Annotated in this window: 13 protein-coding genes and 1 pseudogene; 4 read left to right on the top strand and 10 right to left on the bottom strand. The window is 71.8% G+C overall.

What is annotated here, in order from left to right; all coding sequences use genetic code 11:
* Window positions 1–216: 216 nt before the first annotated feature.
* The gene (locus ABT095_RS37740) at window positions 217–540 is read left to right on the top strand and encodes a hypothetical protein (protein WP_350534151.1); all 324 of its coding nucleotides are present in this window, start codon (window positions 217–219) and stop codon (window positions 538–540) included.
* Between the two features lie 3 nt (window positions 541–543).
* Here ABT095_RS37740 and ABT095_RS37735 read toward each other — a convergent pair whose 3' ends face one another.
* Window positions 544–2,313, bottom strand: coding sequence for a zeta toxin family protein (locus ABT095_RS37735; protein ID WP_350534150.1), 1,770 nt, complete (start codon window positions 2,311–2,313; stop codon window positions 544–546).
* 113 nt (window positions 2,314–2,426) lie between these two features.
* On the opposite strand from ABT095_RS37735, the gene ABT095_RS37730 reads away from it, so the two are divergent.
* Window positions 2,427–3,575, top strand: a complete 1,149-nt coding sequence (locus ABT095_RS37730) for a Fic family protein (protein WP_350534149.1) — start codon at window positions 2,427–2,429, stop codon at window positions 3,573–3,575.
* On the opposite strand, the gene ABT095_RS37725 is transcribed toward ABT095_RS37730, so the two are convergent.
* The 3 genes from ABT095_RS37725 to ABT095_RS37715 all read right to left on the bottom strand — a co-directional run bounded on the left by ABT095_RS37725 (window position 3,554) and on the right by ABT095_RS37715 (window position 6,141).
* Window positions 3,554–5,380, bottom strand: a complete 1,827-nt coding sequence (locus ABT095_RS37725; RefSeq protein WP_350534148.1) for a zeta toxin family protein — start codon at window positions 5,378–5,380, stop codon at window positions 3,554–3,556. The genes ABT095_RS37730 and ABT095_RS37725 overlap by 22 nt on opposite strands.
* Before the next feature lie 81 nt (window positions 5,381–5,461).
* Window positions 5,462–5,854 carry a PIN domain-containing protein gene (locus ABT095_RS37720; protein WP_350534147.1) on the bottom strand — a complete coding sequence of 131 codons (393 nt, stop codon included), beginning with the start codon at window positions 5,852–5,854 and terminating at the stop codon, window positions 5,462–5,464.
* Window positions 5,851–6,141 (bottom strand): hypothetical protein, encoded by a 291-nt coding sequence (locus tag ABT095_RS37715; protein ID WP_350534146.1) that lies wholly within the window; start codon window positions 6,139–6,141, stop codon window positions 5,851–5,853. The genes ABT095_RS37720 and ABT095_RS37715 overlap by 4 nt, the downstream gene beginning before the upstream one ends.
* A gap of 394 nt (window positions 6,142–6,535) precedes the next feature.
* Between ABT095_RS37715 and ABT095_RS37710 the strand changes: the two genes are divergently transcribed.
* Window positions 6,536–6,712 (top strand): hypothetical protein, encoded by a 177-nt coding sequence (locus ABT095_RS37710; protein ID WP_350534145.1) that lies wholly within the window; start codon window positions 6,536–6,538, stop codon window positions 6,710–6,712.
* A gap of 12 nt (window positions 6,713–6,724) precedes the next feature.
* Here ABT095_RS37710 and ABT095_RS37705 read toward each other — a convergent pair whose 3' ends face one another.
* From ABT095_RS37705 to ABT095_RS37680, 6 genes and pseudogenes are all read right to left on the bottom strand, one after another.
* The gene (locus ABT095_RS37705; RefSeq protein ID WP_350534144.1) at window positions 6,725–7,108 is read right to left on the bottom strand and encodes a hypothetical protein; all 384 of its coding nucleotides are present in this window, start codon (window positions 7,106–7,108) and stop codon (window positions 6,725–6,727) included.
* Between the two features lie 12 nt (window positions 7,109–7,120).
* A pseudogene (locus tag ABT095_RS37700) lies at window positions 7,121–7,513 on the bottom strand (ISL3 family transposase); the annotation flags it as partial.
* Between the two features lie 235 nt (window positions 7,514–7,748).
* Window positions 7,749–9,266, bottom strand: coding sequence for a hypothetical protein (locus tag ABT095_RS37695; protein ID WP_350534143.1), 1,518 nt, complete (start codon window positions 9,264–9,266; stop codon window positions 7,749–7,751).
* 539 nt (window positions 9,267–9,805) lie between these two features.
* Window positions 9,806–10,132, bottom strand: coding sequence for a hypothetical protein (locus ABT095_RS37690; protein ID WP_350534142.1), 327 nt, complete (start codon window positions 10,130–10,132; stop codon window positions 9,806–9,808).
* A gap of 7 nt (window positions 10,133–10,139) precedes the next feature.
* Complete coding sequence (locus ABT095_RS37685) at window positions 10,140–10,301, bottom strand: hypothetical protein (RefSeq protein ID WP_350534141.1); 162 nt, start codon at window positions 10,299–10,301, stop codon at window positions 10,140–10,142.
* Between the two features lie 330 nt (window positions 10,302–10,631).
* A complete protein-coding gene (locus ABT095_RS37680; RefSeq protein ID WP_350534140.1) occupies window positions 10,632–11,213 on the bottom strand; it encodes a TetR/AcrR family transcriptional regulator in 582 nt (193 codons plus the stop codon).
* A 140-nt stretch (window positions 11,214–11,353) separates the two neighbouring features.
* On the opposite strand from ABT095_RS37680, the gene ABT095_RS37675 reads away from it, so the two are divergent.
* Window positions 11,354–12,328, top strand: coding sequence for a LuxR C-terminal-related transcriptional regulator (locus tag ABT095_RS37675; RefSeq protein WP_350534139.1), 975 nt, complete (start codon window positions 11,354–11,356; stop codon window positions 12,326–12,328).
* The last annotated feature ends 132 nt before the right edge of the window (window positions 12,329–12,460 follow it).

The raw sequence follows: 12,460 nt of genomic DNA, 5'->3' as shown, positions 1-12,460 counted from the left end.
CTCGACAACTACACGGTCTTTGATCACCCCGAGCATGCCCACTGGTCAGGTGGGCACACCGGGAAGCTCCAAGATCCCCGACAGAGTCAAGCTGAGACCACGCCCGCATCTTCCTCCCCTTCCGCCGCTCGCGGAACAGTGCGGCAGCAGGCCGCGCTGCGGGCCCAGCCAGATTCGAAGGCGCCGGCCCTATGATCCAGAAGCCAGGAAGTTCCCGTGCCCGAGGCGGTCTCCGTGCCCGACACCCAGGACAGCCCGGAGGACAGCCGCATTGCCCCGGACTTCTCCTTCTTGGAGGAGCACATCGACCGGCGGCTTGCGGCCCATGAAGCGGTCGACGCGGTCGCCCGCCGCTACGCCACCCTGCTCTCCGAGGAGCAGACTTCGCCGACCGGGGACGAGGCCCGGCTGGCCGATCTCCAGGCCGGCCATACCGCCGCGCTGCACGAGCTCGACCGCCTGCCGGGCCTGAGCGCGGAAGAGCTGACGCGGGTCGCGGCCCACTACGCAGCCCTGCGACAGCGGCTCTCCGCAGCGTAGGCCTCAGCAGCCGGTGCGCGGCAGGGCGGGCAGCACCCGGCCGGAACGCCCCGGGTCGGCTTGACCTGGCATCAGGCACCGTCCCAGGGCGGTGATCTCCTCCAGCTCGGCCCGGTGCTGCGGCAGCGCGGCCAGCAGCGCCCGCTGGACGGTGAGGAACCGCTGCGCCTCGTCGGAGGTGTAGGGGCGCAGCCGCTTGGCGGTCAGCAGTGCGGTCGGACCTTGGCCGGTGACTGGGTCGGCTGTCAGCGGGCCCCCGTCGCGGCCGGTGACGGTCAGCTGGTCGACGGCCGCGTGGCGTTCGGCGGCCGCGACGGTGTCGGCGACGGCCCGGTAGCAGGTGTCGTGCCCGGAGCTGGAGGTGAACCGGGCGTGGATCCCCAGGCGCAGGGCGGAGGCGTAGCGCAGGGCGGTGCCCTGGCGGCTGTCGGCGGCCCGGACGGCCAGCACCCGGAACTCGACCCAATACCCGGCCTGGTGGAACGCGGCAGCTCGGGCGAGGAGGGAGGCGGCGTTGCCGGGGGCGACCTCCAGGACCGCGTCGGCGCCGCTCTCCCGTACGAGCCGCTCGGCCTGCTCGGCCCACAGCCCGCAGTCGGTGCGGATCGTGCTGGCGGCGGTGCGCGGGTTCACGCGCAGCAGCGCGTCGTAGTCGGGATGGGCGTTCTTGAAGGTCTCGTTGGAGAGCCGGACCGAGCCCGGCAGTTCGGCGCGGGCGGTGTCGGCGGCGGCGGTCTTGCCCGCGCCGGGCTGCCCGATGACGAACACGGCGGTCGGCTGCGCGTTGCTGCTCGCCTGGAGGGGGCCGAGGCTGGGAAGGACGAGGCGGCGGAACAGCTCGGCGTGGTGGTCCGGGGCGAGGCGGTGGTAGTCGACCCCGCACGGCAGCGGGCTGGGTTGGGCGAGGCGCCGCACCGGCTCGGCCAGCGCCTGGGCGCGCGCGGGGGAGGCGTCGACGGCCAGGCGCTGGGCCCGGGTGAGCGGGCGGGTATGCATGCGCAGCCCGGCGGCGGCGAGCTGGTCCTGGAAGCGCGCGCTCTCCGCCGCGTCCCACCACCGGCGGTGCTCGGCGGTCAGTACGGCGGCCGCCCGGCTGCCCTGGGCCGGCTTCGGGCCCGGTGCGGGCTCGCTGCTGTAGAGGAGGCCGAGGCCGCGCCGTACGACGCTGACCCGGTCGACCAGGCGCTCGGACTCGGCCACCGCCAGGGTGCGCAGCAGCCCGGCGGTGCAGGCGTCGTGGTGGTCCCAGGAGACGAACCGCACCGCGCCGTCGCCGTCGCCCAGGTAGCGGTCGAGCAGGCCGAGCTGGCTCCAGGCGGCGGCAGTGGCGACCACCAGAAGCTCCACCCGGTACCGGGCCCGGCGGTAGGCGTCGGCGTCGGCCCGCAGCTCCTGCGGGCAGGCCAGCGCCGTCTCCACCACCGCGTCGAAGCGGCGCTCGCGCACCAGCTGCTCCATGGCGGCTTGCCAGCGCCGAATGTCGGCGCGCACCAGCGGCCCGGCGGTGCGCGGGTTCTCCGCGAGCAGCCGGGCGTAGTGGGGGTGGAAGGGCTTGTAGAGGTCGCTGCCGATTCGGACCGCGCCACCGCGCGCGCCGAGGGCGGCCTGGACCAGGTCCGCCGCTGTGCTCTTCCCCGCGCCGGGCTGCCCGGCCACCAGCACCACCACCGGAACCGCCTGCGGGACGGCACCAGTGGTGAAGGCGGGCGCGATCACCTCATCGAAGAGGCGGTCGGACTCGGCGGCCGGGAGGAGAACCTGCCCAGTGGACACCAGCTGCTCCTACGGAAGCGACGGGAAGAGGGGCGCCGCGATTCGGGGCGGTGCCCGGTGCGCGCTGCCGAAAGACTATAGGCTCAATGATAGCCAGTGGGTATCATTGAAGAATGTTGTATCAGACGCCCGAGCTCGACCCCGCCGACCGCGACGTGCTCGACCAGATCGACGCCAAGCGCGACCAGCTGCGCCACGCGGTCCAGCAGGCCCCAACCAAGTGGACCCAGGAGCTGCGCAAGGCGCTGACCGCCAGCGCGATCGCCGCCTCCAACACGATCGAGGGCTACAAGGTCAACGCCCTGACCGTCGCCGACCTGATCGACGGCGAGAGCGAGGTCGACGCCAGCGAGGAGGACAAGGCCGAGACCCTCGCCTACCGCCAAGCCATGACCTGGATCCAGTCCCTCCACGACGCGCCGGACTTCCGCTACACCAAGGAACTCCTCAACGGCCTCCACTGGATGCTCCAAGGCCACCACCACCCCACCAAGCTGGCCGGCCAGTGGCGCCGCGGCGCGGTGCGCATCACCGCCCCGGGCGACCCGCTCGCCACCGACTACGAGGGCCCGGACACCGAGCTCGTCCCCGGCCTCACCGGCGAACTCGTCGACTGGCTCAACGACGGCGACCTCGACGCCCACGTCCTGGTCCGCGCCGCTATGGCCCACCTCAACCTCGTCAAGATCCACCCCTGGACCGACGGCAACGGCCGGCTCTCCCGCTCGCTGCAGACCCTGCTGATCGCCCGCGGCGGCGTCCTGGCCCCGGAGTTCTCCTCGATCGAGGAGTGGCTCGGCCAGCCCGGCAACACCTGGGAGTACTACAAGGTCCTGCGTACCGTCGGCGGCCCCGTCTGGTCACCGGAGCGCGACACCCGGCCTTGGATCAAGTTCAACCTGCTCGCCTACCACCAGCAGGCCCAACGCGTGCAGCACCGCGTCGACCGCTCCAACCGCTGCTGGATCGCGCTCGAAGCGGACGCCGGACCGCTCGGCGTCACCGAACGGCAGGTCACCGCGCTCCACGAGGTCGCGATGGTCGGCCGGGTCCGCCGCGCCCGCTACGAGCGGGCCGAGGCGATCAACACCCAGCAGGCAACCCGCGACATCCAGTTCCTCACCCAGAGCGGCCTGCTCGAGGCGGTCGGCCAGACCAAGGCCCGCCACTATGTCGCCGGACCCCGCTTCCCCGCCCGGGTGCTGGAAATCGCCCACCAGCGCTACCAGCCGATCGACCCCTACGAGGCGGCCGCGAAGTAGTCCCATGGCCAGCCCGCGGCTCCGCCCGCTTTTGACGTGCATCGCGCGCGACCGCTCCGTATCCATCGTGCGCCTCGGGCGGAGGAGACCGGCAGCATGGCGCCTTCGGCGAACGGGTCGACAGGCCGTGGCCGCAGCGAGGTGGGCATGAGCGCCAGGGCCTGGGTGCCGATCGCGACCAGGTCGTCGCGGTACTGCGGCATCGCGGCGTGCAGCTCCCGCTGGACGGCCCAGAACCGTGCGGCTTCCTGCTCGGTGTAGGGGCGGGCCTGTTCGGCGAGCAGCACCAGTGCCGCCGCTGGGTGCTGCGGCCGGTGCCGGGCGGGGTTGCTGCGGTACAGCGCCGTGGTGTCCCGGCGGACCACCGTGAGCAGGTCGACCACGGCCTGCTCCTCGGCGGCCTTCACGACGTCGGCCAGGACGGCGAAGTGGGCGTCGTGGCCGGCGGCGGTGGTGAACCGGCCGGGCACACCGCGCCGGGTCAGCCGGGCGTACCGGTGGGCGGTGCCCTGCCGGGAGTCGGCGGCGCGGACGGCCAGGACGAGGAGCTCGACCCGGTAGCCAGCCCGCTGGTACGCCTTGGCGGCCGCCACGAACGTGTCCGGGTCGGACGGGGTGGTCTCGATCACGAGATTCCCGCGTCGCTCGCGCACGTAGGCCTCGGCCTTCGCCTGCCAGGCCCGGTAGTCGGTGCGGATCCGCTCCGATGCCCGGCGTGGATCGGTGCGCAGCAGCCGCAGGTAGTCGGGGTGCAGGACTTTGAAGTCGTCGCCGGACAGGTGCACCGGCCGGTGCAGGCTGCGGTGGACCAGACGGGAAGCCCGGGTCTTGCCCGCACCGGGCTGGCCGGCGACGAACACCACGACCGGCTTCTCCTGGGTAGTGACCGCGCTCAGCATGAGCGGCACGACCATCGCGTCGAAGACGAAGTCGTGCTCGTCCCGGGAGAGCTGGTGGTAGTTCACCCCGGGCGCCTGCCGGAGCGGCTGGGCAGTGCGGCGCACCGGCTCGGCCAGCGCGGCGGCCCGCTCGGCGTCCCGGCCCGCCGCCAGCGCCCAGTCCTGCGGGATCCGGGGATCGTGCACGCGGCGCTCGCACCCGGCCAGCTCCCGGCGGAACCGCCCGGTGGTCGCCGCGTCCCACGGGCGCCTGCGCTCGGCGACCACCGCGTGCGCGGCACGCGCAGAGCGCACCCACTGCCCGTCCGGGCCGAGCTCGTTGCCGTACACGACCTCCAGCACCGTCTCGGCGCTGCGCCGTACGACGAAGACCCGGTCGGCCAGGCGGCCGTCCTCGACGGCGGCGAGCGCGGTCACCAGGGCGGCGGCGCAGGCGTCGTGGTTGTCCCAGCCGACGTAGCGGGCCCGGCCTTCGACGGCCAGGCGCAGGTAGCGGTCGAGGACACCGAGCTGGCTGAGTGCCTCGGGCACGGCCAGAGCCACGATCTCGATCCGGTAGCCCGCCCGCCGGTACGCGGCGATCTCGGCGAGGAACTCCTCGGGCCTGCCGAGTGCCGCTTCCACCACGGCGTCGAACCGAGCCGCCCGCAGCCGGGCCTCCACCTCGGCCTGCCAGCCGTAGGTGTCGGTGCGGACCCGGACCCCGGCGGTGCGCACGTCCTCGGCGAGGAGTCCCGGGTAGTGGGGGTGGACGCCCTTGTAGGCGTCGCGGTCAACCCGCACCGCACCGCCCCGAGCTGCGAGCGCGGCGTGCACCAGATCCACCACGAGCGTCTTGCCACTGCCGGCCTGCCCGGCCACGAACACCACCACCGGCTTCTCCTGCGCCACCGCCCCGGCCAGCACGGCAGGCAGAACCTCCGTGGCAAGAACGCGCGCGCCCTCAGCCGCGCCCAGCCCGCCCCCCATTGCCTCCCCCAGCGGCACCTACGGCTCCAAGCGAGGGTCGTCGATGGAGACGGTGACGATCCCTGGCGGGTACACCTCCGGGTTGGCCGTCAGGATCAGGTGCTGCTGCGGACGCACCGGGGTGGGCAGACTCGTGGCGATCGCGTGAGCCAACTCCTGGCCGCCGTACCCGTCGCGGACCATGGTGGCCACCACCACGGCGGTACTCGCGTCCAAGAGCTCGAACTCCAGCGAGGGCAGCGCCATCACCGCGTGCGCCGCACCCTCGTCCTTGATCTCCGCCTCCACCAGGCACAGCACCGGCACCAGCAGATGCTGGAACGGACTGTGCAGCGCGGAGTCCACGATCCGCTGCAGACGCTCGTGCCCGTCCGCGAGCGCCTTCAGGGCGCTGGAATCCAGAATGATCACGCGCTGCGCCTGGGGGCGACCTTGGCGCGCGCGTCCTCCGCGGCGATGCCGTAGACCCGCTGAAGCAGGTCCGGGCCCTGGTCCAGCTCGGTGTCGGTGAGGGTCATCCCGAAGTGCTCCCGCAGCAGCCGGCGCCCCTCCGCGACGCGCTCGGCGATCTGCTCCGCAGTGGGCTGCTGCTCCACCAGCAGGGCGACCTGGGCGCCGATCGTGGTGCCTTGGGCCGCCGCGAGGGCGGCCAGCCGGTCACGTGTATCAGGGGAGACCTTGATCGTCGCATCAGCCATACCGCGATGGTACACCGCTGGTACACTGGCGGTGTACCGCTCGTGTCGCCGCTACGTCAGCACTGTGGTGCCGACGGCGCGAGCCGGAAGTTCCAGCCGGAGTCACCAGAGGCGCTGCCACCCCCGAGGGAGTCGGTGAACGTGCCCCAGTACGTGTCGCGGTCGACAAGCCCACCCCAGTGGGTGTCGTCGGTGAGTCCGCCCCAATTGCTGTCGCCGGTCATCTCTGCTCTCCGATCTCGTGGTGTGTGCGGAGACTGTAGGCACGGCCTGGCGGCCTGTCAGCGCTTCTGCCCACGCAGTTGGTCGCCCGCCGGCAGCGGCAGAGAGCTTCTCGCAGGGCGTCCGGCCCGTCTACAGTGACGGGCAGGACACCGGGGAGCAGGGAGCTGACGTGGCGCGGACGATTGCGGCGGCCTTCCTGACCGACTCCACCTGGGGAGACGGTGACGCCAAGCCGGTGGTCAAGCCCACTCTGAACGTGGACGAGCTGCAGAGGCTCTTCCGGATGCGTCAGGGCAAGGAGTTCACCGTGACCATCGGCCCCGACGGCAAGGTCCGCCTGCGCTGACCACCGGGTCGGCTACGCGAGTCGGTCGGCGTCCCGTAGACCGGTGTAGGCGTCGAGGCGCTCGTCGTCCTCGGGGCGCAGCAGCAGTCCCGGGGCGTACCGGTCGCGGAATTGGGCATGCCAGGTGCGGTCGCGGGTAACCCACACCGCCGGGCCCGGGGAGTCCTCGAACTGGTCGGAGGTGATGTCAACGATCAGCCCGTCGCGCTCCAGCCAGGCATGGCTCTCCGGCAGCGCCGGCTTGTACGGCCGTTCGCCCGCCAGACACTTCCATCCGCGCAGGCCGTGGTCCTTGAGGTACTCGGTTAGGAGCAGCGAGGAGTCCAGACAGGCGCCGGTCGGAAAGTCCTGCAGGCCGACCAGTGATGAGGCTCGTTGAAAATGGCTGTGACACACATTTCGTGACAATTACGGAGGTGGGGCCAGCACGAGCGTCCGCAGCAGAGAGAAGGAGGCCCGACCGTATGAGCGGCGCTTGATGAGCTTGATCCTCGTAACCTGGCCCTCGACAGCACCTGAATTCCACTTGAGGGTAAGGCCGTTGATGACGGCGTCCCAGTCGTTCTGCAGGAAGGCAGCGAAGGACTGGATCGGTTGCGGGCCGTTGGCCAGGGCCCGGTCCATCCAGGTCGGCAGCTCGGAGCCGCGTCGTTCGCGGGTGATGGCGGCGAAGTCGCGGGCCAGCTCAGCGGCCACGGCAAGGTCTGGACAGGCGACCAGGACCTGGTCGAGTTGCGTGCGCTCGCCAGCGGTCAGGGAGTCGAAGCGACGCATGATCCAGGCCGCGATCCGGCGTGGCCTCGACCGTAGCGACGCCGCGGACCTTCTCGGTCCAGCCGCGGGCCAGGCCGGCGCCCTGGTGGAGGGTGCGGAAGCCGGGGGCGCTGTTGCCCGAGCGGCGGCGGGCGCTGGAAGAGATCGACCCGTGGTGGTGCCCCACCTGGCCGATCACCTGGCAGCGTGGGCGTGAGCGGGTGTTGATGGCTGAGTGCTGCCCGGCTTGGTGGCCGGGCAGCACTGATGTCGGTGTGGTGGGTCAGTTCGACAGGGTGCCGGTGATGGCGATGCCGTTGTGGTCGCCGGTGACGCCGGTCAGGTCGATCGCCCCCGCGCCGTCCCAGCTCGAGTCGAAGTGGCGGATGGTGTGCAGGACACGGTTGTCGCTCGTGACCGCGGCCAGCTGGAACTCGTTGTTGACACCCGCCGCACCGACCGACGTCACGGTCACCGGGCCGAGGACCGAGCTCAGGTCCGCGAACTTCTGCCAGGTCGCGTCCGCGAAACGGGCACCGTGGTACTGGTGCGCGCCGCCGTCGGTGGTGACCACGATCTGCACGTCGTTGCCGGCACCCGCCATCGCCACCGACGACACCGGCCCGGAGTAGCCGCCGGCCGCAGCCGCGACATCACCCCACTGCCCCCACGCCTGCGCCGTGCTGCGCACCGTGTGATAGGCCTTGCCGTCCGCGACCGCGATGACCTGCAGCTCGCCCTGCGAACTCGCGGCCGCCACCGCCGTGACCGTGCCCAGCTGGCCGGCCTGACCCTCGACGTCACCGAAACCGACCCACGAGCCGTCGGCGTGCCGGATCGCGTGCATTACCCGGCCGTTCGCGACCGCCAGGATGTGCAGATCCGTGCCGACGGACACTGCCGCGACCTGCGTCACGTTCGTCAGCGCGCCACCCGTGACACCGGACATGTCCGCGAACGGCTTCCACGTCCGGTCCGCGTTACGGATCGCGTGGTACAGCCGGCCGTCACCACCCAGCGCAACTACCTGGGTGTCCCCGTCCACACCCGCCGCCGCCACCGCGTGGACCCCGCCGATGCTGTTCGCCGCCGCCTGCACATCACCGAACCCCGTCCAACTCGCATTGCTCGACTCACGAGTCGCCTGGAACAGATTCGTCCCACCCTCCACGAACACCTGAGCCTTCCACGTCGCAGCCGGCGCAGGATTCCCGGAGGTGATGTTGTTGTAGCGGAGGCCGTAGTAGCCGAGGCTGTCCAGGTAGGAGCGGGTGTAGGTGGTGTATCGGGTCGGGTAGGCCGTGCCCGATTCCGTGTAGACGTTGGCAACGGTGTGGCTGCTGTCGGTCCAGCCGGCGAACAGGACGACGTGCTTCGCGCTGTTTATCGCGTCGCCGGGCTGGAGATCGTTGAGGCTGCCGAGCCGCGTCGAGACACTGGGAAGGGTGTCGGTGATCAGGCTGCTCGGCAGCTGCCAGGCCATCGAGATGAGTCCGGAGCAGTCCTCGCGGTAGCGGCCGCCGGTCGCGCTGTCGGCCCACCATCCGTAGGGAGCCTGGAGGCTGTTGGGGCTGTAGGGGACGGCATTGTTGACCCAGTCCTGGGCGCGTTGGAGGGCCTGGGAGCGGGTGACCGGGCCGCCGGGCGCGGCGCCGTTGCCGAGCGTGCCGGTGGAGGTGACCGACTCGCCGTTGGACACGACGGTGTCGGCGTGGGCGGGCACGGCGACCAGGACCGCGGAGGCGAGACCGGCGGAGAGCAAGGTGGCGACAACAGCGGTGCTGCGCTTACGAACAGACATGAGAGGTTTCCCGTCGGAAGATTGGATCTGATGTTTCGTCAGATGGGTGAATCGGGTGGGCTTGACCCGTTCCCGGGCTTGGACGGCTGCCCTGCAGGAGCAGCCGAGGCTTGGAATGGGGCGCGGCGGGCGTGCGAGATCTGCAGTGCGATGGGGGTGTCCCGTGAGGGGCAGGGCGCGTCCGGTGCGCGAGGCGTGGGTGGCCGGAGGGCCGCTCGGAGCGGTGGGAGCAGCCTGGCGTCTTACGGCGCGCGGGCTCCGCGGGCGGCGGTGGGGCCTGCGGCGGCGGACGCGGTCAGATGGTGTGGCGGTCGGGCTCCGTATCGGTGCCCGGGGTCAGGTATTGCAGGCGGAGGAGGGGCGAGGCCTGGTGGCAGCGGGCGTGCGCGCTGCAGGGTGCCGTGCACCGTGGGGCCAGCCGGGGCGGGTGGGGTGGGGGTGGGGAGGTAGAGGAGGAGGTCGGTGCGGTCGTTCTCGCTGCGGGCGGAGGCGTGTTGGAGTCCGTCGGCGAGGAGGGCGGGCCCTGGGGCGGCGAGGTGTCAGTGCGTGGCGTGGTCGCCGGTTGCCGGGTTCGGTTCCGGCGGCAGGTAGCGCTGATGCAGCCGAGGTGAGGCCTGGTGGCAGCGGGCGAGCAGGGCATCTGCCCGCTGCACGGCGTCGGGTGCCGCGAGGTGGGGCGGTGTCGGCGTGCGGGTGAGGAGGTAGAGGAGCAGGTCGATGCGGTCGTCCTCGCTGCGGGCTGAGGCGTGTTCGAGCCCGTCGGCGGGGAGGGCGTGGGCCCATAGGGCCCCGACGACCTCCGCCACCTCACCGACCCGGGCGGGCTCGGGGCGCCTGCGCCTCAGACTGGCGTAGACGACGTCCATGCCCGCATCACCCCCAAGTGAGGTTGTCGGCGGACACGACCTGGGCGGGGGCGGCCTGGGCGGCAGTCCCGGTAGCGGTCTGGGCGACGGCTGCGGAGGACAGGAGGGCGACGGCGCCCAGGGCGAGGGTGGCGACCGCGACGGCCTTGGCGATGCGGGTGCGGAACATGGCAGTGGTCCTGTTCGACTCGGTGGGGCTGACTGGTGGCTATGTACCGGTGAGGCGTCCCGCGGTTGACGCTTCGTCCGGTCGCCGTTCGGGGTGTTCCCTGCCGGCGATCAATAGCTTCGCCCAGGCGGGAACCCCCGGGAAGGGTTTCCGGCTGTCGCCAAGTCGCCTGGCGAGGTCACGACGTCAGATCATGTCCATGACATGAATCGCGGGCCGGAATGCCCGCCTTCGGGCGGAAGGGCCGACGGCACGGCGCACGGGCGGCGCGCCCCTGGCCGGACGCTCCCGGCAGCGGCCCGCATTCGCCCGGCCGTCACCCGGTACGGCTCAGCGCGCGCGGAGGCCGTTGAGGAGGTAGTCGACGCGGGCGGTGGTGCCGTCCGGGTCGAGGGGGGCGGTGCCGAGCAGGAGGCGGTAGTAGACGGGACCGAAGAGGAGTTCGACCATCGTCTGCGTCGGGACGTCGGCGCGCAGTTCGCCGGCCGTGACGGCGGCGTCGAGGCGTTCCTGCCAGCGCGCGGTGCGGGGTTCGAAGAAGCTGGTGCGCAGGTTCTCGGCCAGGCGGGTGTCGCTCTGGGCGTCGGCGATCAGGCCGCGCCAGATCGTCCCGAGCGGCGTGTTAAAGAGCAGCATCACGGCCCGCGTCGCCGTGGCGAGGTCGGTGGCGAGGTCGCCCGTGTCCGGGACCCGGGCGGCCGGTCCCGTTCGGTCGTTGAGGGCCTCGAGGAGGACGGCCGCCTTGCTGTGCCACCAGCGGTAGATGGTCTGCTTGCCGACCCCGGCGGCCTGGGCGATGGCTTCGACGGTGACCTTGGCATAGCCGTCCCGGATAGCCAGCTCGACGGCGGCGTCGAGGATGGCGCGGTGCGAGCGCAGGCTGCGCAGGTCGGGGTTTGGGGCTTGTGCCATCCACAGATTCTTTCACGAGACGCGTCGTCTCGTCTTGACGGCGGCGGCCCCGTTCCGCGAGCATGTGGGCGAGCGAGACGAGACGTACCGACTCGCTGTTCTGATCAAGCAAAGTACTGCGACGCCGGGGGGCTCACATCGTGCTGGAGACTCTCGGGTTGACCGCCACGGCGGGCGCCCTGTACGCGGCCATGCTCGACCGCCCGCGCATGGACGTCGACCAGCTGGCCGCGGCCTGCGACCTGAGCCCGGCCCAGGTGCACGACTGCCTCGACGAACTCGCCGCGCTCATGCTGGTGCGCGCCTCCAGCGAGCACCCCGGCCAGATGCGCGCCGTCAGCCCCGAGATCGGCCTGGCCGACGTGCTCGCCCAGCAGGAGGCCGAACTCGCCGCCCGCCAGGCCCAACTCGCCGCCTCCCGCGCCGCCGTCACCCGCCTGGTCGCCGACCGCGCCGAACACCGCACAGCCCACGGCGAACGCCTCCTCGGCATGGACGCCATCCACGCCCGCCTCGAACAGATGGGCCGCGACGCCCGAATCGAGGTCCTCGGCGTCCACCCCGGCCCCGCCATGCGCCCCGAAGACCTCGCCGCCGGACGCCCCGCCAACGCCGACGCCATCGCCCGCGGCGTCACCATCAAATCCCTCTACCAGGACGCCACCCGCAACGACCCCCACACCACCGCCTACGCCCACTGGCTCCTCAGCCTCGGCAGCGAGGTCCGCACCGCCCCCGTCATACCCCAGCGCCTGATCGTCGTCGACCGCACCCAGGCCCTGGTCCCCGTCGACCCGGCCGACACCCGCAAAGGCGCCCTGCACGTCACCGAACCCGGCATCCTCACCGCCCTGCTCGACCTGTTCGACCAGGCATGGAACACTGCCGTCCCCCTCGGCGCAGCCCGCCCCAACGACCCCGCCAACGGCCTGACCACCACCGAACGCGAACTCCTCCGCCTCCTCGCCGCCGGCCTCACCGACGACGCCGCCGGCCAACGCCTCGGCATCTCCTCACGCACAGTCAGCCGCCACATGTCCTCCCTCATGGAACGCCTCAACGCCACCAGCCGCTTCGAAGCCGGCATCAAAGCAGCCCGACACGGCTGGCTCTGAGAGGGCGTTTAATGTGGGCGGATTGCCCTTTATGCTCTAGCCTCGATCTTTCGTGACGGTCCGTCGGCTTGTCCGGCGGGCCGTTTCGGTTTGTCAGACGGGTGACGGGCAGGCCGGTGGCCCGGCTGTCGC

This window comes from Kitasatospora sp. NPDC002227 (assembly GCF_040296285.1).
Lineage (GTDB): Bacteria > Actinomycetota > Actinomycetes > Streptomycetales > Streptomycetaceae > Kitasatospora.
The sequence above is the reverse complement of the archived record's forward strand: the minus strand, read 5'-3'. Positions and strand labels throughout refer to the sequence as shown.